The organism is Nonomuraea sp. NPDC050394 (assembly GCF_044459065.1).
GTDB lineage: Bacteria > Actinomycetota > Actinomycetes > Streptosporangiales > Streptosporangiaceae > Nonomuraea.
This window is the reverse complement of record NZ_JBITIO010000003.1, coordinates 707,622-726,103: the sequence shown is the minus strand read 5'-3', so window position 1 is coordinate 726,103 and position 18,482 is coordinate 707,622. Positions and strand designations below refer to the sequence as shown.

Here is an 18,482-nt window from a genome sequence, read left to right as displayed (position 1 = left end):
TTAGGGTCACGCCTGATCAGCCCATTCTGGACAGCATCTCCGCGCTGACCTCGTGCTCCAGGGGCAGGCCGGCGGCGAAGCGGCCGATCTCGCCGATCACGATGTCGCCGAGGCGCCGGTAGCACTCCTCGGTGCCGGCCGCCCGGTGCGGGGTGAGCAGGACATTCGGCAGCCGCCGGTACGGATGGCCGGTGGGCAGCGGCTCCTCGTCGAACACGTCGAGCGCGGCGTCGAGCCGGCCGGTACGCAGCTCCGCCAGCAACGCCTCCTGGTCCACCAGCCACGAGCGCGCGGTGTTGACCAGCATGGCGCCGTCCGGCATCAGCGCCAGCTCGCGCGCGCCGATCATGTGCCTGGTCTCGGGCAGCACCGGCGCGTGCAGCGCCACGACCCGGCTCGTGGACAGCAGCTGGTCCAGGCCGACCGAGCCCTCGTGGTACGGATCGTGTACCGCCACCTCGGCGCCCAGGGCGCGTACCAGCTCGATGTAGGCCCGGCCGGTACGCGACGCGCCGACCACCCCGATCCGGCAGCCGAGGATCTCGTGCCGGGGCGGCGCCTGGGAGGCTGCGGCCCACTCGGCGCCGGAGCGCAGCGCGTGGTCGAAGCGCTGGATCCGGTAGAGCAACGCCAGCGTGAACGCCAGCGACGCCTCCGCCACCGACCTGGCCATGCCCGCGCCCGCCTGGGTGACCCGGACGCCGCGTGCCCACGACTCGCCGGTCACGAACGGTTTCACGGTCGCGCCCGTGTGGGCCAGCAGCCGCAGGTCTGGCGCCAGGTCGAGCAGCTCACGTCCCAGTGCGGGCGCGCCCCAGCTGGTCACCAGCACTCGCGTGCCGGGCAACGCGGCGGGCAGGTCGGCGTGGTCGTCCACCAGCCGGACGTCGCCGAGGGCGAGCAGTCGATCGAGGTCGGGGAAGAACTGGGCTCGAAGGGCAGGGGAAGCGCTTACCGTGATCCGCATGCCTCAGCACTCTACGATCAGGCGTCCAGGAACTCCTCGACGGCCTCCAGGAAGGCGGCGCGCGCGTCCCTGTGGATCAGGTGGCCGACGTCGATCGTGACCAGCTGGGCGCCCGGAATGAGCTCGGCCACGGGCTCGGCCCTGATCTGGCTGCTCGGCCCGCCCGACAGCACGAGCGCCGGCACGGACAGCCGCGTGAGCCCCTCGGCCCACGCCGGGTCCGGGTCCACGAACTGCCGCTCGGTCTGGAACACCATCTCCCAGTCGAACCCGGTGGAGTCGTCGCGGACGGGCGCGGCCCGCCCGGTCATGGGCAGGGGCGCGCCCGGATCCTCCAGCACGAGGCGCTCCACCAGCTCGGGATGGCGCATCGCCAGGTGGAAGGCGACCATCGCCCCCAGGGAATGTCCCACGACCACGGCCCTGCGGCCGTCGAGCAGAGCGGCGACGTCGCCGGCCATGTCCGGCAGGGCGTAGGTGCCGGGGTAGGCGCTGTCGCCATGCCCGCGCAGGTCGGGTGCCAGCACGTGGTGGCGCCTGGCGAAGTGCTGGATGATGCCGTTCCAGTCGTTGTGGTTGGCGGTCCTGCCGTGGAGCAGCACCATGAGGGGAGCGTCGGGCGGGCCTTCCTCCCGGTAGACGATCCTCAACCCGTTCGCCGTGGTCTCACGCATCATGCGGTGACTCTACCGACGCCTGTTCCCGCACGATCTGCAGGGCGAGACGCTGGTCCTCCAGAGCCTCCTCCCATCGGCCGAGCAGCGTGAGCGCCCTGCTCCGCCCGGCCAGCGCCACCTCGTAGCGGGGCACCAGGCCGCTCGCCCGGGTGAAGTCGGCCAGGGCCGGCTCATACTCCGCGCGCTTCAGCCGGATGCTCCCTCGCCTGCACAGCGCCCACGCGTAGCGCGGGGCCAGCTCGATGGCGCGGTCGAGGTCGGCCAGGGCCTCCTCGGTCCGGCCGAGCGCCTCGTGGCTCTCGCCGCGCGAGGCGATCGCCCAGGCGTGGCCAGGCTCGAACTCCACGGCCCGCGACAGGTCGGCGACCGCTTCGGCGTGGCGGCCGAGGTCCTGGTGGACGACGCCGCGGTGGGCCAGGGCCCAGGCGTCGTCCGGTTCCAGCGCCACCGCGCGGTCCAGGTCGGCCAGGGCGGCGTCCGGATCGTTCATGAGCCAGCGGGCCCGCCCCCGCACGGTCAGCGCGAGCACGTCGTCGGGCACCAGCGCCAGCGCCCGGTCGAGGTCGGCCAGCGCGTCCGCGCGACGCTCGCGCGTCAGGTGGATAAACGCCCGGTGGGTCAGCGCCGCGCAGGAGGAGGGGTCGAGCTCGATGGCCAGGTCGAGGTCGGCCAGGGCTTCCTCCAGCCGGTCGCGCAGCAGGTAGAACCGGCCCCGCGCCTTCAGCGCCCCCGCGTCGCCCGGCTCGGCCGCGATCAGCAGGTCGAGTACCCGGCGCGCCTCCTCGTGGCGCTCCAGGGACTCCAGGGTGTAGGCCCTGCCGAGGGAGACGAGCCGGTTCTCCGGCGCGAGCTCCAGCGCCCGGTCGAAGCAGGCCAGCGCCTCCTCGTGGCGGCGGGCGAGCCGTAAGGTCTCGGCCCGCCCGGCCAGCGCCTTGGCGTGGGCGGGGTCGAGTTCGATCGCGCGGTCGTAGTCGGCCAGGGCCTGCTCGTAGCGTCCCGCGTAGCGGTGTTCGCGCCCCCGTAGCCGGTGGACGTGCTTGCGCTGCTCCGCGGGCAGCTCCCGGCGGCGCAGCAGCAGGTCGGCGAAGGCGCTCAGGTCGCAGCCCTCCGGCACGCTGTCCCGCAGTTCCCGCCCCAGCGCGGCCAGCCGGGCCGCGTCGGCGTCCACACCGGCGGCCGCGATCGTCTCGGCCCACCTGCGGGCCTGCGGGACGCCGTGCGCGCACGCCGCCACCCCCACCGCCAGCAGGCCGGGCAGCGCGGCGGCGGGGGCGGCGCAGGCACGGTGGTAGCACTCCTCCAGCAGCCAGCCCTCCGCCCGCTCGTCGCCCCACGCCTCCTCCATCGGCACGGTGCGCCGCTCGCGGTAGACCGCGGCCAGCTTGGCGTGCAGCTGCGCCCAGCGCTGCGGGGAGCGGCTGCGGCTGAGGCCGATCATCGGGCGGCGCACGGTGTCGTGGTAGCGGCAGGTGCCGCCCTGGCGGGTCAGGAAGTCCTGGGCGTGCAGCCAGGTGTACAGCTCGGCGGCGTTGTCGCCGGTCAGCGCCGCCACGATGTCCTCGTCGAGGCGGCGCGGCAGCGCGGCGTCCAGGACGAGGGCGCGCCTGGCCGGGTCCCGCTCCCACTTCAGGAAGCGTTCGACCAGGCCGCTCGACGGGTCGAGGCGCGCGTCGCCCTCGGCGCGGGGACGCTCCCCGCCGCTCCTGTGCTGGCGGCTGAGCATGGCGACGGCCAGCGGCAGGCCGCCGCTCTCGCGGCAGATGGCCTCGACGGCCGGCTCGTCCACGACGTCCAGCTGCGCCAGCAACTGCCTGACCTCGACCTCGGTGAACGGCGTGAGCGGCATCTCGGCCACGACGCCCAGGTAGGGGTCCCAGCGGATCGGGTCGAGCGGGCGGCGTCCGGCGATGGTGATGATCAGCTCGGCGGGGGCCTCGCCGTACCGGCCGGTGAAGACGGCGCGCAGCCAGTCGTCCAGGTAGGCGTCCGTGACCTCGTAGGCGTCCAGGAAGAGCGCCAGCGGGCGGCGCAGCTCGCGCAGGCCCTCCAGGAAGGCGGGGGTGAGCGCGCCGGTGGGCGGGCGGCCGCGCAGCTTGTCCGCGGTGGCCAGGCGCAGCTGGTTGACCCGCTCGGGGTCGACCGCCTTGGTGATCAGCTCGGCGCCGGGGACGAGCGTGTTCACCACGCCGGTGGTCAGCTCCGTGGCGGTCCTGGTGAGGGCGCCGGCCACGTCGCCGGCGGGCGGTTCGCCCTCGGGCCTGCGCTTGCGCCGGGCGGCGTGCTGCTGGGTGAAGCGCCTGAGCTTCGCGTCCTGCTCCTCCAGCTGTACGGCCAGCGCCGCCATGACCTCCACGGCGTCGTGACAGCTCTCGTCGGCCCCGGCGGTCAGCCAGCCGTGTTCGCCGGCGACCTCGCGCAGCCGGCCGAGCAGGGAGGTCTTGCCCACGCCACCGGCTCCGTGAATGGAGAACAGCAGCCTGCGCTCTCCCGGCGGGCGGATGAGGTTCGCCCGGAAATGGGCGAGCTCGCCGTCTCTGCCGATGAAGTCGGCTTTCTGGCGGCGGCGTACGAGATCCTGGAACGAACGAGGAGTGTCCGCCATGCCGTACATCTCATCACGACGTCGGCAGACATTGCCCATGAATGGCGCCGAGCCGCTCGGCTAGCGTCGCCTGCGTGGGGGAACGGCTACTCATCGCACTCGGCGGCAACGCCATGACCGCCCCGGACGGCAGCGCGGCGCCCGATCACCAGCGCGCGGCGGTCGAGGAGGCGATGCGGCACGTACGCACGCTGCTGGAGGCCGGCCACCGGGTGATCCTCACCCACGGCAACGGTCCCCAGGTGGGCAACCTGCTGCTGAAGAACCAGCTGGCCGCGGCCGTGGTGCCGCCCGTGCCGCTGGACTGGTGCGGCGCGCAGACCCAGGCCACGATCGGCACCCTGATCATGAACGCGCTCGGTCCCCGCGTCGCCACCGTCGTCACCAGGACGCTGGTCGACCCCGCCGACCCGGGCTTCGCCGAGCCGGTCAAGCCCATCGGCCGCTACTTCACCGAGGACGAGGCGCGCCGTTTCGAGAAGCTCGGCCAGACGTGGCGCCGCTTCACCCGGGGATGGCGCCGGGTGGTGGCCTCGCCGGAGCCGCTGGAGATCCTCGACGCGGGCGCGGTGACCACGCTCATGGACGCCGGGTTCACGGTCGTGGCCGCGGGTGGCGGGGGAGTGCCGGTGGTACGGCAGCCGGGCGGCGCCCTGACCGGTGTCGAGGCGGTGATCGACAAGGATCTGGCGGCGGCGTTGCTGGCGCGGGCCGTACGGGCGAAGGTGCTGATCATCGCGACGGACGTGCCGCACGCCATGATCGGGTACGGCGGGCCCGACCCGCGCCCGATCGGCCGGATTTCCGTGCCGGAGTTGCGTGTCCTGCACGCCGCCGGGCACTTCGCCGGGGGGAGCATGGGACCGAAGGTGGAGGCGGCGCTGCGCTTCGTCGCGGCGGGCGGGGAACGAGCGGTGATCACCTCGCTCCCCGAGATCGCCGCCGCCCTGGACGGAGATGTCGGTACACAAGTGGAGAAGGGGCAATAGATGCCGGACCCGATCGAGGTACGCAAAGTGCCGATCGAGAGCGTGACGGACGCCTCCGGGCTCGAACGGCTGATCGCGGACGGGGTGATCGAGGCGCCCCGGGTGCTCGCGGTGGTCGGCAAGACCGAGGGCAACGGCGGCGTGAACGACTACACGCGGATCCTGGCCGACCGCGCCTTCCGCGAGGTGCTGGAAAGGCACGGGCACCCGGCGCCGGACTCGGTGCCGCTGGTGTGGTCGGGCGGCACCGACGGGGTGCTGAGCCCGCACGCCACGATCTTCGCCACGACCGCGGACGCGCCCGCCTCCGACGAGCCGCGCCTGACGGTGGGCGTAGCCATGAGCGAGGTGATCCTGCCCGAGGACATCGGCCGCCCGGCCATGGTGGAGAAGGTCGCGGCGGGCGTACGCGAGGCCATGAAGATCGCCGGCATCGACGACCCGGCGGACGTCCACTATGTGCAGACCAAGACGCCGCTGCTGACGCTGGCCACGATCACCGACGCCAAGAGCCGCGGCCGGGACACGGCGATCGAGGAGACGGGCCCGTCCATGGACCTGTCGAACGCCACCACCGCCCTCGGCATCGCGGTGGCGCTCGGGGAGATCGCGATGCCCTCGGAGGAGCAGATCTTCCGCGACCTGTCGCTCTACAGCAGCGTCGCCTCCTGCTCGTCGGGCGTGGAGCTGGACCGGGCGCAGATCGTGCTCGTGGGCAACGTACGCGGCGTCGGCGGGCGCTACCGCATCGGGCACAGCGTGATGAAGGACGCCCTCGACGCCGACGGCATCTGGGCGGCCATCCGCGACAGCGGCCTCGACCTGCCCGAGCGGCCGCACCCGTCGGACCTGGGCGAGCGGCTGGTCAACGTCTTCATGAAGTGCGAGGCCGACCCTTCCGGCCGGGTGCGCGGGCGGCGCAACATCATGCTCGACGACTCCGACGTGCACTGGCACCGGCAGATCAAGGCGACCGTGGGCGGTGTGGCGGCGGCGGTGACGGGCGATCCGGCGGTGTTCGTCTCGGTGGCCGCGGTGCACCAGGGCCCGTCGGGCGGTGGCCCGGTGGCCGCCATCGCCGACCTGGGCTGATCTTCCCGGCACCCACCAGGTTTTCGTCGCTCAGGGACGCAAGCGTGCACGAATCTTGGGGTCGTCCCTCCATCTGGTCAGCATTCTCACACCTGACCGGAAGGAGCACCCCCCATGAGACGGATCGGCGTCGTCCTCTGCGCGCTCACCCTGGCGTTCGCCGTGCCCGCGGCTCCCGCGGGCGCGGCGGCGCCCACCAAGCAGCCGGCCAAGCAGCCGACCGTGCTGCGCGCCGCCATGGACGGCTCGGGCGTGGACACGCTCAACCCGTTCCTGGCGTTCTTCAACGGCGCCCTGGAGACGTTCGGCATGGTCTACCCGTCGCTGAACTCCCTGGACCCCAGCGGCGCGCCCGGCCCGTACCTGGCGACGAAGTGGGAGCCGTCGGCGGACCGGCTCACCTGGACGTTCACGATCCGGGAGGGACTGAAGTGGAGTGACGGCAAGCCCATCACCGCCGAGGACGCCGCCTGGACCCTCAACCTGATCATGACGGACGCGGTCGCGGGCACCGCCAACGGCTCCCTGGTCTCCAACTTCGAGAAGGTCACCGCCGAAGGCCCGGCGACCCTCGTGATCAGGACGAAGGCGCCGCAGGCGAGCGTGCCGTACGTGAGCCACCCGATGAGCGGCATCCCGATCGTGCCCAAGCACGTCTGGGAGCCGCTCGCCAAGAACCTCAAGGACGTCAAGAACGACGTCTTCCCGCTGGTCGGCTACGGCCCGTGGACGCTGACGGAGTACAAGCAGGAGCAGTACGCCAAGTTCACCGCCAACAAGGAGTTCGTCCTCGGCCCGCCGAAGTTCGACAACCTGGTGCTGCAGAGCTTCAAGTCGGGCGACGCGGCCGTGGCGGCGCTGCGCAGCGGCCAGATCGACTACAAGGCCGGCGTCAACCCGACCCAGTTCAAGGCGCTCCAGGCGGATCCGGGGATCGCGGCGGTGCGGACGGTCGGCAACGGCTGGATGGGCCTGGAGATCAACCACAACGCCCGCACCCGGTCCGGCAAGAAGATCGGCACGGGCCACCCGGCACTCGGCGATCCCGCCCTGCGCAAGGCGATCGCGCTGGCCACCGACAAGCAGACGCTGGTCACGAAGGTGATCGACGGCGTGGGCCGGCTCGGCCACGGCTATCTGCCGCCGGCCTGGCCACAGTGGTTCTGGACCCCGGCCCAGCCGACCCCGTACGACCCGGCGCAGGCCAACCGGGTGCTGGACGAGGCCGGCTACACCAAGGGCGCCGACGGCGTGCGTACGGACCCGAAGAGCGGCAGGCCGCTCGCCTTCCGCTTCGGCATCCACTCCGACGACGCGGCCGACGCCGCCATCTCCGGCTACGTGGTGGGCTGGATGAAGGAGATCGGGATCAAGCTGACGATCCAGTCGCTCAGCATGAGCGCGCTCAACAGCGACCTGGCCAAGGGCGACTGGGACCTGCTCATGGACGCCTGGACCACCGGGCCCGACCCCACGTACCTGCTGGGCATCCAGAGCTGCGGCACCCTGCCCAAGGACGACGGCACCGGCGGCAACACCGACTCCTTCTTCTGCGACGCCGCCTTCGACGAGCTGTTCAAGAAGCAGCTGACCACGTTCGACCAGGCCGAGCGGGCCAAGGTCATCGCCCAGATGCAGGAGATCCTGTACGCCGCCAACGTCAACCAGATCTACTACTACGCCGACGGCCTGGACGTGGCGCGCAAGGAGACCGTCACCGGCCTCACGCTCGGCAAGCCGGACGCCGACGGCGTCTACCCGTCGCAGACCGCCTTCTGGAGCTACCTCAACGCCGCCCCGGCCACCGCGACGACCGCGGCCAGGGCCGAAGGGTCCGGGAACGGCATGACCTGGGTGGCCGGCGGGATCGCCCTGGCCGTGGTGCTCGGCGGCGTGCTCGTGTGGCGTCGCCGCGCGGGCGGGGCCGACCGTGAGTAGGTACCTCGGCAAGAAGGTCGCCGCGGCCCTGGTGAGCTTCCTGGTCACGCTGGTCATCGGGTTCGTGATCTTCAGCCTGATGCCGGCCGACCCGGTGCGTACGCTCACCAGGGGGCGGCCGACCAGCGAGGAGCAGCTCGCCCAGATCCGCGTCCAGCTCGGCCTGGACGAGCCGGTCTGGTACCGCTTCCTCACCTTCGCCGGCGACACGCTCCGCGGCGAGCTGGGATTCTCCTGGCAGTTCCAGCAGTCGGTCTCCTCGCTGGTGGCCGAGCGCCTCGGGCCGACGCTGCTGCTCATGGGCGCGGCGGCGGCGATCTCCATCGCGCTCGGGCTCTGGCTGGGCGTGCACAGCGGATGGCGGCACGGCAGCCTGTTCGACAAGGTCTCCTCCGGCGCCTCGCTGACTCTGTGGTCGGTGCCCACGTTCTGGCTCGGGATGATCCTGCTCGTGCTGTTCAGCGGCTGGTTCCCCAGCGGCGGCATGACCGACCCGTCGCTGGCCGCCACCGGCCTTGAGCACGTCCTGGACGTCGCCCGGCACCTGGTGCTGCCCGCCCTGACGATGGTGCTGGTGGTCTTCGCCCAGTACGTGACGGTGATGCGCTCGTCCGTCATCGACGAACTCGGCAGCCCGTACCTGCTGACCGCCCGCGCCAAAGGGCTGACCGACGCCGACGTGCGCAGGAAGCACGCGGTGCCCAACGCGCTGCTGCCCTCCGTGACGATGATCTTCATGCACCTCGGCACACTCGTGACCGGGGCCATCACCGTCGAGGCCGTCTACTCCTGGCCCGGACTCGGCTACCTCACCTACGAGGCACTCAAGATCCCCGACCTGCCGCTCCTGCAGGGCACCTTCATCATCTTCAGCGCGAGCGTGATCCTCATGAACCTGCTGGCCGACCTCGCCTACCGCTTCCTCGACCCCCGGGTACGGGTCCAGTGAAGCGCTCCGGCCTCTGGGGGATCGGCGTGCTGGCCGCCTTCGCCCTGCTGGCCCTGACCGCCCCGCTGCACATCGGCGACGACCAGCTCGACGTGGTCAGGGTCGACGGGCCGCGCCTGGCCCCGCCCAGCGCCGCCTACCCGCTCGGCACCGACCTGGCCGGCCGTTCGATCCTCCACCTGGTCATCTGGGGCAGCCGCGAGTCACTGAGCATCGGTCTCATCGCCACCGCGCTGACCGTCCTGCTCGGCACCGCCGTCGGCCTGCTCGCCGGCCACTACCAGGGCCGCGTCGGCCAGGCGCTCATGCACGTCACCGACTGGTTCATCGCCCTGCCCAGCCTCCCGCTGGCCATCTCGCTGTCGGCCGTGCTCGGCCAGGGCGCCGCCTCCATCACGATCGCCATCGCCGTCACCTCCTGGACCGCCACCGCCCGCCTCGTCCGCGCCCAGACCCTCGCCGTGGAGGCCAGGCCCTTCATCGAACGCGCCAGGGCGCTCGGCGCCGGCAACCGCCAGGTGATGCTCCGGCACGTCCTGCCCAACGTCATGCCGCTCGTCCTGGTCTCCAGCACCCTGACCGTCGCCTCGGCCATCCTGTCCGAGGCCACCCTGACCTTCCTCGGCCTCGGCGACCCCACCAGCGTGACCTGGGGCTCGATGCTGCAGACCGCCTTCTCCGGCGGCGCCGTCACCGCCGGCGCCTGGTGGTACCTGATGCCGCCCGGCCTGGCGATCCTGCTCGTCGTGCTCGGCTTCACGCTGACCGGCCGCGCCGTGGAACACCTGCTCAACCCCCGGATGGTGCAGCATGCTTGAGGTCCGCGACCTGCGCGTCGCCTATGGAGGTACGCCCGCCGTACGCGGCGTTAGCTTCACCCTCGAACCCGGCCGCACCCTCGGCGTGGCCGGCGAGTCGGGCTGCGGCAAGTCCACGATGGCGCTCGGCCTCCTGCGCCTGCTGCCCCCGACCGCCCAGGTCGGCGGCGAGGTCATCTTCAAGGGCGAGAACCTGCTGACCGCCCGCTGGGCCCGCCTGCGCGCCGTGCGCTGGTCGGCCGCATCGGTCGTGTTCCAGGGCGCGATGAGCGCGCTCAACCCGGTGCGCACCGTCGGCGAGCAGCTGTGCGAGCCGATCCTGCTGCACGACAAGACCACCCGGAAGCAGGCCGGGCAGCGCGCCGCCGAACTGATGGAGAGCGTCGGACTGCCGCCTGAGCGGCTGCGCGGCTACCCGCACGAGTTCTCCGGCGGCCAGCGCCAGCGCATCATGATCGCGATGGCGCTGGCCTGCCGCCCCGACCTGATCATCGCCGACGAGCCCACCACCGCCCTCGACGTGATGGTCCAGGCGCAGATCATGGACCTGCTGTCCGGCCTCGTGCGCGAGTCCGGCATCGCGGTCATCATGATCAGTCACGACCTGTCCGTCCTCGCCCAGCTCTGCGACACCCTCGCCATCATGTACGGCGGGCGGATCGTCGAGCAGGGCCCCGCCCGCGACCTCATCGGCGACCCCCGGCACCCCTACACCCGGGCCCTGGCCGGCGCCTTCCCCGCCATCGGCGACCCCGCCTCCCGCCGCAACCCGGTGGGGCTGGCCGGAGATCCGCCCCGCGGGGCCTCCCTGGGCGCGGGGTGCTCGTTCGCGCCCCGGTGCGGGGACGCGGGGGAGGCCTGCCGTACCGGGGAGGTCGTGTTGTGGCCGAGCGGACCCGAGCGGACCACGGCGTGTGTGCGCGTGCTGGAGGGAGAGCTCCATGCTTGAGGCCCGCGACCTGACCGTCGTCCACCCCGCCCGCGGCGGCCGCCCGCCCGCGCGCGCCGTCGACGGCGTCAACCTCCAGGTACGGCCCGGCGAGATCGTCGCCCTCATCGGCGAGTCCGGCTGCGGCAAGAGCACGCTGGCCAGGGCGCTGGTCGGTCTGATACCCCCCACCTCCGGCCAGGTCCTGTACCAGGGCGAGCCCCTGGACCCGCGCCGCATGCGCGCCTTCCGCCGCCGCGTCCAGCTCGTCCTCCAGGACCCCGGCGGCGCGCTCAACCCACGCCAGAACGTCTTCGACGCCGTCGCCGAAGGCCCCCGCCTGCACGGCGAGAACAAACGACGTCCACGCGGCAGAGACGAACCGCCGCCCGCCGACGACACCGGGTGGCCGCGCGGCAGGGGCGGACGGCCGCCCACCGAGGGATTGACCGAGCGGGTTCGGGACGCGCTCGCCAAGGCCGGGCTGCGGCCGCCGGAGGAGTTCTACCGCCGCTTCCCGCACGAGCTGTCCGGCGGGCAGCAGCAGCGTGTGGTCATCGCGGGCGCGCTCGCCCTCGACCCGGCGGTGATCGTCGCCGACGAGCCGGTGGCCTCGCTGGACGCCTCCGTCCGCGGCGAGATCCTCAAGCTCATCCTGTCCCTGCGCGACGAGCTGGGCCTGTCGGCGCTCGTGGTCAGCCACGACCTCGGCCTGGCCTGGAACATCGCCGACCGGGTCGCGGTCATGTACCTGGGCAGGATCGTCGAGACCGGCACCGTCGAGGACGTCCTGCTACGGCCCCGCCACCCCTACACCAGGGCGCTGCTGTCGGTCCTGCCCGGCTCGCCCCGGCGGATCGTGCTCACCGGCGAGCCGCCCGACCCCACCCGCGTGCCCGCGGGGTGCCGCTTCCACCCCAGGTGTCCCGTCCGTGTCGCCGGATGCGAAACGATCGATCTGCCCGTCCTGTCCCCGGCCGATTCCGTGGCCTGTTCGGAGGTACCTCAGTGAACCGCCTCATCCCCCCGCCCGCCCTGCGCCCCGGCGACCGGGTCGCCGTCATCGTCGCCTCCAGCCCGTGCAACCAGACCAAGCTGGCGGGCGGCGTCGCGGCGCTCAAGGCGTTCGGTCTGGAGCCCGAGGTCTTCGACTCCGCGCGGGCGGCCGGGACCGGCTTCGACTACCTCGCCGGTGACGACGCCCTGCGCGCCGCCGACCTCACCAGGGCGCTGGCCGACCCCGCGTACGCCGGAGTGCTCATGGCGGGCGGCGGCTACGGCGCCCAGCGCACGCTGGAGCTCGTCGACTGGTCGCGGATCGACCCGGCGGCGCCCAAGGTCGTGGCGGGCTACTCCGACGTGACCGCGCTGCTGGAGGCGCTGGCGGTCAAGCTCGGGTGGGGCAGCTTCTTCGGGCCGATGGTGGCCTGCGACGCCTTCCACGAGGGCGCGGGCTCCTACGCCTTCGACAAGCTCATGGCCATGATCACCACGCCGGTCACCGAGCTGCGGTTCGCCGGCGCGCGCGCCATCGTGCCCGGTGTGGCGGAAGGCGTCACCGTCGGCGGCAACGCCAGCCTGCTGGCCGCCAGTGTGGGCACCGACACCTCGCTGCCGGCCAAGGGCGCCATCCTGTTCCTGGAGGACGTGGACGAGTACACCTTCCGCCTCGACCGCATCTTCACCCAGCTACGCCGTTCCACCTACACCGACGGGGTGGCCGGGATCCTGCTCGGCACGTTCACCGAGTGCGGCGACCCGGGTGACGTGGAACGGCTGCTCGCCGACCGCTTCGGCGACCTCGGCGTGCCGGTGCTGGCCGGGGCGGACATCGGCCACAACGTCCCCATGCAGACCTACCCCGTCGGCGTGCCCGCTCGCCTCGACGCGGACGCCGGGGTGCTGACCCTGCTCAAGCCCGCCCTGGCGTAACCCGCGTGCCCTGTCACGCCCTGCCGCGGCACGGCGCGACAGGGCGTAACCTCGTGCGTTGTGCCGAGCATTCCGCAGCCCCTCGTACCCGATGACGACGGCAGCGCCGACGCCGCCGTCGCCGCCGCGCTGTCCGCCCACGCGGCGGGCGAGGCCGACGCCGCCCAGGTGCTGTCGGCGCTGAGCGGCGCGCGGCTGCTGGTGCCCGTGGTGGCGCTGCTGACCTCCTCCGAGGTCGGCGAGCACGGGCTCAGGCAGGAGAAGGAAAGCGAGATGGCGCTGCCCAAGCTCGTCGGCCAGGACGGGCGGGAGGCGGTGCTCGCCTTCACCTCGGCGCGCTCCCTGGCCCTGTGGCGGCCCGACGCGCGGCCGATCCAGGTGAGCACCCTCGACGTGTGCAGGGCGGCCGCCGCGGAGAAGGCGGCCGCCGTGGTGGTGGACGTGGCCGGGCCCGTGTCCTTCGTCATCGAGGGCGAGGTGCTGGCGGCGCTGGCCGCGGTCGCCACCGGGGCCACCGCGGAGGGCGTCACCGTCGCCCGCCTCGAACCGCCCAAGCGCGGCCTGCGCTGGCCCTGGCGCCGCGGCTGACCCTGGCGACGGGCCGGCTCTTTCGCCTGTGCGGGGCGGGGCCGCGTGGTTACCCTCCAAGGGTGGGCGGCCTCCTCATCGCGTTGAGCGCGCTCGCCGGGCTGCTCTGGGGCGGGTACACGCGGGCGATGGCCGAGGGGTTCGAGGCCGAACCTGCCGACACGCGGGCCGAGGCCAGGCGGGCGCTGGCGCGGTGGCCGCGGTATCGGTTCCCGCCCTGGTACGAGCTGGCCGGCGCGGCGATCTGCGCGCTGGTGGTCTGGCGGGCGGGCCTGCCGTACCTCTTCTTCGTGCTCGTCGGGATGGCGCTGGCGGTCGTCGACTGGCGTACCTCGCGGCTGCCCGACGTGCTCACGCTGCCCGCCTATCCGCTGCTGGCGCTCACGCTGCTTCCCACCGGCGAGGTGGCGCGGGCCCTGCTGGGCGGTGTCGCGCTGGCCTTCCTGTACGGCGTGCTGTGGTTCGCCAGACCGACCGCCATGGGCCTCGGCGACGTCAAGCTGGCCGGGCTGATCGGCATGGCGGCGGGCGCGCTCGGCTGGGAGCAGTGGGTGGCCGCGGCGCTCGGCGGGCAGTTGCTCGGCGCCCTCTACGCGGTCTGGCTGCTGGCCACCAAACGGGGCGGGCGCGACACCCAGTTCCCGTTCGGGCCGTTCATGCTGCTGGGGGCGCTCGGCGCGCTCTGTCTCGGCAACTGAACACCGACATCAGCACACTGCCACGCATGGAAGACTTGGGGGCATGTTGCGCTGGTTGACCGCCGGAGAGTCCCACGGCCCCGAACTCGTTGCCATCCTGGAGGGCCTGCCGGCCGGGGTCGAGGTGACCACGGCCGCCATCGACGAGGCGCTGCGCCGCCGCCGCCTCGGCTATGGGCGCGGCGCCCGGATGAAGTTCGAGCAGGACGAGGTGACGATCGCCGGCGGTGTGCGCCACGGCCGCACCATGGGCAGCCCCGTCGCCATCCGCGTCGGCAACACCGAGTGGCCCAAGTGGGAGAAGGTCATGGCGGCCGACCCGGTCGACCCGGCCGAGCTGGAGGGCATGGCGCGCAACGCGCCCCGCTCGCGCCCCCGCCCCGGCCACGCCGACCTGGCCGGCATGCAGAAGTACGGCTTCGACGACGCCCGCAACGTCCTCGACCGGGCCAGCGCCCGCGAGACCGCCGCCCGGGTCGCGCTCGGCGAGGTCGCCAGGCGCTTCCTCAAGCAGGCGCTCGGCGTCGACATCGTCAGCCACGTCACCGAGATCGGCGGCGCGCGTACCCCGGCCGAGATCCTGCCCGGCCCCGGTGACCTCCAGCGCATCGACGACGACCCGGTCCGCTGCTCCGACACCGAGGGCAGCGCCGCGATGGTCGCCGTCATCGACCAGGCGCACAAGGACGGCGACACGCTCGGCGGCGTCGTCGAGGTCCTCGCGTACGGCCTGCCGCCCGGTCTGGGCAGCTACACCCACTGGGACCGCCGCCTCGACTCCCGCCTGGCCGGGGCGCTCATGGGCATCCAGGCCATCAAGGGCGTCGCGGTCGGCGACGGCTTCGAGACCGCCCGCCGTCCCGGATCCCGCGCCCACGACGAGATCGAGTACACCACCGAGGACGGCGTCAAGCGCATCACCAACCGCGCGGGCGGCGTCGAGGGCGGCATGACCAACGGCGAGATCCTGCGGGTCAGCGCCGCGATGAAGCCCATCTCCACCGTCCCGAGGGCGCTGGCCACCATCGACGTCCTGACCGGCGAGGCGGCCAAGGCCCACCACGAGCGCTCCGACGTCTGCGCGGTCCCCGCCGCCGGCATCGTGGCCGAGGCCATGGTCGCGCTGGTGCTGGCCGACGCGGCGCTCGAGAAGTTCGGCGGCGACTCCGTCGAGGAGGTCGCCCGCAACCTGTCCGGCTACCTGTCGTCGATGGTGATCAAATGAACGAGCGCGAACCCGACGCGGTGAGCGAAGTGGAGGGCCGGCGAGGCAGGCACTCCGCGCGGCGAATGAGGAGTGGTGAGCGACCCATGAGTTGTGCCGTTCTCATCGGGCCGCCCGGGTCCGGGAAGTCCACTCTCGGCCGGTTGCTTGCCGACAAACTCGGGGTCGGCTACCGCGACACCGACGCCGACGTCGAGGCGGTCGCCGGCAAACCCGTCAGCGACATCTTCATCGAGGACGGCGAGGAGCGCTTCCGCGAGCTGGAGTTCGAGGCCGTACGCGAGGCGCTGGCCGAGCACGACGGCGTGCTGGCGCTGGGCGGCGGCGCCATCCTGCGCGAGGACACCCAGGAACTGCTCGCCGGGCACCAGGTCGTCTACCTCCAGGTGGGGCTGACCGACGCGATCCAGCGGGTCGGGCTCGCCTCGGCCAGGCCGCTGCTGGTGCTCAACCCGCGCAGCCAGCTGAAGAAGCTCATGGAGGCCCGGCGCCCGATCTACGAGCGGCTGGCCGTCCTCACGGTCGCCACCGACGGGCGCGAGCCCGCCGAGCTCGTCGAGGAGATCGTGAAGGGGCTCGGGGCATGAGTGCGGGAAGGATCACCGTCAAGGGCGACAGCCCGTACGACGTCGTCATCGGCACCGGCGTGCTGGGCGAGCTGCCCGGCCTGCTGGGCGAGGGCGTACGCACGGTCGCGGTCGTGCACCCCTCGACGCTGCCGGAGATCTCCCGTCCGGTCTGCGAGGCGCTGACCAAGGCCGGCCATGACGTGGTCGAGCTGCCGGTGCCCGACGGCGAGCAGGCCAAGAGCGTCGAGGTGGCCGCCGGGCTGTGGTCCGCGCTCGGCCGCTACGGCGTCACCCGCTCCGACGCGGTGGTCGGCGTGGGCGGCGGCGCGACCACCGACCTGGCCGGGTTCGTCGCGGGCACGTGGCTGCGCGGCATCAAGGTCGTGCTCGTGCCGACGACGCTGCTGGCCATGGTCGACGCCGCGGTCGGCGGCAAGAACGGCATCGACACCCCCGAGGGCAAGAACCTCGTCGGCACCTTCCTGCCGCCCGCCGGCGTGCTGTGCGACCTGGCGACACTGCCGTCGATGCCGCGCGCCGACTACGTGGCCGGCCTGGCCGAGATCATCAAGGGCGGGTTCATCGCCGACCCGACGATCCTCATGCTGATCGAGGACGACCCCGACGCGGCCACGCGGCCCGAGGGCGAGCACACCCGCGAGCTCATCGAGCGCAAGATCCAGGTCAAGGCCGACGTGGTCGGCGCCGACCTGCGCGAGGCGGGCCTGCGCGAGATCCTCAACTACGGCCACACGCTGGCACACGCCATCGAGCGGCACGAGCACTACCTCATGCGTCACGGCGAGGCCGTGGCCATCGGCATGATGTACGCCGCCCAGCTGTCGCGGCTGTCGGGCCGGGCCGACCTCGTCGAGCGCACCAGGAGCATCCTCACCTCGGTGGGCCTGCCGACCACCTACCGCGCCGACGCCTGGCCGGAGCTGCGTGAGCACATGCGCATGGACAAGAAGAACCGCGGCGCCAAGCAGCGCTTCGTCGTCCTGGACGGCCTGGCCAAGCCGGGCCGCCTGGAGGATCCGGCCGAGGAACTGCTGGCGGCGGCGTACAAGGAGATCGCAGGATGATCTACGTGCTCAACGGCCCCAACCTGCGCCGCCTCGGCACCCGCGAGCCCGACGTCTACGGCGCCGAGACCTTCGCCGACCTGACCGAGCTGTGCCGGGCCACCGGCCGCGAGCTCGGCGTCGAGGTCGAGGTACGCCAGACCGACGACGAGGCCACGATGATCGGCTGGATCCACGAGGCGGCCGACGGCAAGATCCCGGTCGTGCTCAACCCGGCCGCGTTCACCCACTACTCCTACGGCCTGCGCGACGCGATCGCCCAGCGCACCGCGCCGCTGGTCGAGGTGCACATCTCCAACCCCGCGGCGCGGGAGGAGTTCCGCCACAACTCGGTGGTGGCCGGTGTGGCGACCGGCACGATCGCCGGGTTCGGGCTACGCTCCTACGTCCTCGCCCTGCACGCGATCATGGAGATGGCAAGCAAGTAATGCGGCACTACGGCTCTTTCGTCGCGCTCGGCGACAGCTTCACCGAAGGCCTGAACGACCCCGGCGCCAACGGCCACTACCGCGGCTGGGCCGACCGGGTGGCCGAGCGCCTCGCCGTGGACAACCCCGCCTTCCGGTACGCCAACCTCGCCGTCCGCGGCAAGCTGATCGACCAGATCGTCGCCGACCAGGTCCCGGTCGCCGCCGAGATGGCCCCCGACCTGGTGAGCCTGTGCGCGGGCGGCAACGACCTGCTGCGCCCCGGCAGCGACCCCGACACGATGGCCAAGAAGCTCGCCGCCGCCGCCCGCACCCTGCGCGCCTCCGGCGCCGACGTCCTGCTGTTCACCGGCGTCGACCCGCGCGACACACCGCTGATGCGTCACATGCGCGGCAAGTTCGCCGTCTTCTACCTGCACGTACGCTCCATCTCCGACCTGTACGGCTGCCGCCTGGTCGACCAGTGGTCGATGCAGGGGCTGCGCGACTGGCGGGCATGGAGCGCCGACCGCCTCCACATGAACGAGGACGGCCACCGCCTGGTCGCCGCCCGGGTCCTGGACGTGCTCGGGGTGCCGTTCGACGAGTCGTGGCAGAAGGAGTGGCCGGAGCGCGCCCTGGACCCCCGCGCCAAGCGGCGCGAGGACGCCCAGTGGCTCAGGGAGCACCTGATGCCCTGGGTCACCCGCCGCCTGCGGGGAACCAGCTCAGGCGATGGCGTCCTCCCGAAGCGCCCCGACCTGACCCCCTGGTCATAGGGCGAAAAAGGCAATCGAAAGCGCCGGCTCCTAGGCTTTCTTCCCGTCGGGACCAGAGGGGCAGCGCACGGCGACGTGCCTGACCCGGCTTGTGCTGACCGAGGGAGCGTGGTGGGGGGGGGGGGGGGGGCCCCCCCCCCCCCCACCAACCCCCTGAACACTTAAAGGGTGCCAAACCATTACGGGCCCCCCACACCACGGCCACCGCCCCCTAGAGGGACCCCCACCAAACGCCCACG

Annotated in this window: 18 protein-coding genes; 15 read left to right on the top strand and 3 right to left on the bottom strand. The window is 72.6% G+C overall.

Annotated features, from left to right (window positions below):
* Nucleotides 1-16: 16 nt before the first annotated feature.
* Genes ACIBKY_RS16355 through ACIBKY_RS16345 form a run of 3 tightly spaced genes read right to left on the bottom strand, consistent with a single transcriptional unit; the run spans nt 17 to nt 4,246 of the window.
* Entirely contained in the window at nt 17-967 is a 951-nt protein-coding gene (locus ACIBKY_RS16355; protein WP_397097465.1) for a hydroxyacid dehydrogenase, read from the bottom strand.
* Between the two features lie 17 nt (nt 968-984).
* A complete protein-coding gene (locus tag ACIBKY_RS16350; RefSeq protein ID WP_397097464.1) occupies nt 985-1,644 on the bottom strand; it encodes an alpha/beta fold hydrolase in 660 nt (219 codons plus the stop codon).
* Nucleotides 1,634-4,246 carry a tetratricopeptide repeat protein gene (locus ACIBKY_RS16345; RefSeq protein WP_397097463.1) on the bottom strand — a complete coding sequence of 871 codons (2,613 nt, stop codon included), beginning with the start codon at nt 4,244-4,246 and terminating at the stop codon, nt 1,634-1,636. Before ACIBKY_RS16345 ends, ACIBKY_RS16350 begins: the two co-directional genes overlap by 11 nt.
* A 74-nt stretch (nt 4,247-4,320) precedes the next feature.
* On the opposite strand from ACIBKY_RS16345, the gene ACIBKY_RS16340 reads away from it, so the two are divergent.
* The 15 genes from ACIBKY_RS16340 (at nt 4,321) to ACIBKY_RS16270 (ending at nt 18,243) form a co-directional block, all read left to right on the top strand.
* Nucleotides 4,321-5,235, top strand: coding sequence for a carbamate kinase (locus ACIBKY_RS16340; protein ID WP_397097462.1), 915 nt, complete (start codon nt 4,321-4,323; stop codon nt 5,233-5,235).
* Nucleotides 5,236-6,327, top strand: coding sequence for a ring-opening amidohydrolase (locus ACIBKY_RS16335; protein ID WP_397097461.1), 1,092 nt, complete (start codon nt 5,236-5,238; stop codon nt 6,325-6,327). It begins immediately after the preceding gene.
* A 114-nt stretch (nt 6,328-6,441) separates the two neighbouring features.
* Nucleotides 6,442-8,265 carry an ABC transporter substrate-binding protein gene (locus tag ACIBKY_RS16330; RefSeq protein WP_397097460.1) on the top strand — a complete coding sequence of 608 codons (1,824 nt, stop codon included), beginning with the start codon at nt 6,442-6,444 and terminating at the stop codon, nt 8,263-8,265.
* Nucleotides 8,258-9,214, top strand: a complete 957-nt coding sequence (locus ACIBKY_RS16325; protein WP_397097459.1) for an ABC transporter permease — start codon at nt 8,258-8,260, stop codon at nt 9,212-9,214. Before ACIBKY_RS16330 ends, ACIBKY_RS16325 begins: the two co-directional genes overlap by 8 nt.
* Nucleotides 9,211-10,032 carry an ABC transporter permease gene (locus ACIBKY_RS16320; RefSeq protein ID WP_397097458.1) on the top strand — a complete coding sequence of 274 codons (822 nt, stop codon included), beginning with the start codon at nt 9,211-9,213 and terminating at the stop codon, nt 10,030-10,032. Before ACIBKY_RS16325 ends, ACIBKY_RS16320 begins: the two co-directional genes overlap by 4 nt.
* Nucleotides 10,025-10,981 carry an ABC transporter ATP-binding protein gene (locus ACIBKY_RS16315; protein ID WP_397097457.1) on the top strand — a complete coding sequence of 319 codons (957 nt, stop codon included), beginning with the start codon at nt 10,025-10,027 and terminating at the stop codon, nt 10,979-10,981. The genes ACIBKY_RS16320 and ACIBKY_RS16315 overlap by 8 nt, the downstream gene beginning before the upstream one ends.
* A complete protein-coding gene (locus ACIBKY_RS16310; protein WP_397097456.1) occupies nt 10,974-11,972 on the top strand; it encodes an ABC transporter ATP-binding protein in 999 nt (332 codons plus the stop codon). Before ACIBKY_RS16315 ends, ACIBKY_RS16310 begins: the two co-directional genes overlap by 8 nt.
* Nucleotides 11,969-12,892, top strand: coding sequence for an LD-carboxypeptidase (locus ACIBKY_RS16305; RefSeq protein WP_397097455.1), 924 nt, complete (start codon nt 11,969-11,971; stop codon nt 12,890-12,892). Before ACIBKY_RS16310 ends, ACIBKY_RS16305 begins: the two co-directional genes overlap by 4 nt.
* A gap of 60 nt (nt 12,893-12,952) precedes the next feature.
* Nucleotides 12,953-13,480, top strand: coding sequence for an SseB family protein (locus ACIBKY_RS16300; protein ID WP_397097454.1), 528 nt, complete (start codon nt 12,953-12,955; stop codon nt 13,478-13,480).
* Between the two features lie 62 nt (nt 13,481-13,542).
* Nucleotides 13,543-14,178, top strand: coding sequence for a prepilin peptidase (locus ACIBKY_RS16295; protein WP_397097453.1), 636 nt, complete (start codon nt 13,543-13,545; stop codon nt 14,176-14,178).
* A 43-nt stretch (nt 14,179-14,221) separates the two neighbouring features.
* Complete coding sequence (aroC, locus tag ACIBKY_RS16290; RefSeq protein ID WP_397097452.1) at nt 14,222-15,403, top strand: chorismate synthase; 1,182 nt, start codon at nt 14,222-14,224, stop codon at nt 15,401-15,403.
* Nucleotides 15,404-15,468: 65 nt separating this feature from the next.
* A complete protein-coding gene (locus ACIBKY_RS16285; protein WP_397097681.1) occupies nt 15,469-15,990 on the top strand; it encodes a shikimate kinase in 522 nt (173 codons plus the stop codon).
* Nucleotides 15,987-17,057 (top strand): 3-dehydroquinate synthase, encoded by a 1,071-nt coding sequence (gene aroB, locus ACIBKY_RS16280; protein WP_397097451.1) that lies wholly within the window; start codon nt 15,987-15,989, stop codon nt 17,055-17,057. Before ACIBKY_RS16285 ends, aroB begins: the two co-directional genes overlap by 4 nt.
* A complete protein-coding gene (gene aroQ, locus ACIBKY_RS16275; protein ID WP_379618758.1) occupies nt 17,054-17,485 on the top strand; it encodes a type II 3-dehydroquinate dehydratase in 432 nt (143 codons plus the stop codon). Before aroB ends, aroQ begins: the two co-directional genes overlap by 4 nt.
* Nucleotides 17,485-18,243, top strand: a complete 759-nt coding sequence (locus ACIBKY_RS16270; RefSeq protein ID WP_397097450.1) for an SGNH/GDSL hydrolase family protein — start codon at nt 17,485-17,487, stop codon at nt 18,241-18,243. Before aroQ ends, ACIBKY_RS16270 begins: the two co-directional genes overlap by 1 nt.
* Nucleotides 18,244-18,482: the final 239 nt, after the last annotated feature.

Excerpts from the sequence above, each read along its gene's own strand:
- ACIBKY_RS16355 (WP_397097465.1), bottom strand. The coding sequence starts at position 967 with ATGCGGATCACGGTAAGCGCTTCCCCTGCCCTTCGAGCCCAGTTCTTC.
- ACIBKY_RS16350 (WP_397097464.1), bottom strand. The coding sequence starts at position 1,644 with ATGATGCGTGAGACCACGGCGAACGGGTTGAGGATCGTCTACCGGGAG.
- ACIBKY_RS16345 (WP_397097463.1), bottom strand. The coding sequence starts at position 4,246 with ATGGCGGACACTCCTCGTTCGTTCCAGGATCTCGTACGCCGCCGCCAG.
- ACIBKY_RS16335 (WP_397097461.1), top strand. The coding sequence starts at position 5,236 with ATGCCGGACCCGATCGAGGTACGCAAAGTGCCGATCGAGAGCGTGACG.
- ACIBKY_RS16330 (WP_397097460.1), top strand. The coding sequence starts at position 6,442 with ATGAGACGGATCGGCGTCGTCCTCTGCGCGCTCACCCTGGCGTTCGCC.
- ACIBKY_RS16315 (WP_397097457.1), top strand. The coding sequence starts at position 10,025 with ATGCTTGAGGTCCGCGACCTGCGCGTCGCCTATGGAGGTACGCCCGCC.
- ACIBKY_RS16310 (WP_397097456.1), top strand. The coding sequence starts at position 10,974 with ATGCTTGAGGCCCGCGACCTGACCGTCGTCCACCCCGCCCGCGGCGGC.
- aroC (WP_397097452.1), top strand. The coding sequence starts at position 14,222 with ATGTTGCGCTGGTTGACCGCCGGAGAGTCCCACGGCCCCGAACTCGTT.
- ACIBKY_RS16285 (WP_397097681.1), top strand. The coding sequence starts at position 15,469 with ATGAGGAGTGGTGAGCGACCCATGAGTTGTGCCGTTCTCATCGGGCCG.
- aroB (WP_397097451.1), top strand. The coding sequence starts at position 15,987 with ATGAGTGCGGGAAGGATCACCGTCAAGGGCGACAGCCCGTACGACGTC.
- aroQ (WP_379618758.1), top strand. The coding sequence starts at position 17,054 with ATGATCTACGTGCTCAACGGCCCCAACCTGCGCCGCCTCGGCACCCGC.
- ACIBKY_RS16270 (WP_397097450.1), top strand. The coding sequence starts at position 17,485 with ATGCGGCACTACGGCTCTTTCGTCGCGCTCGGCGACAGCTTCACCGAA.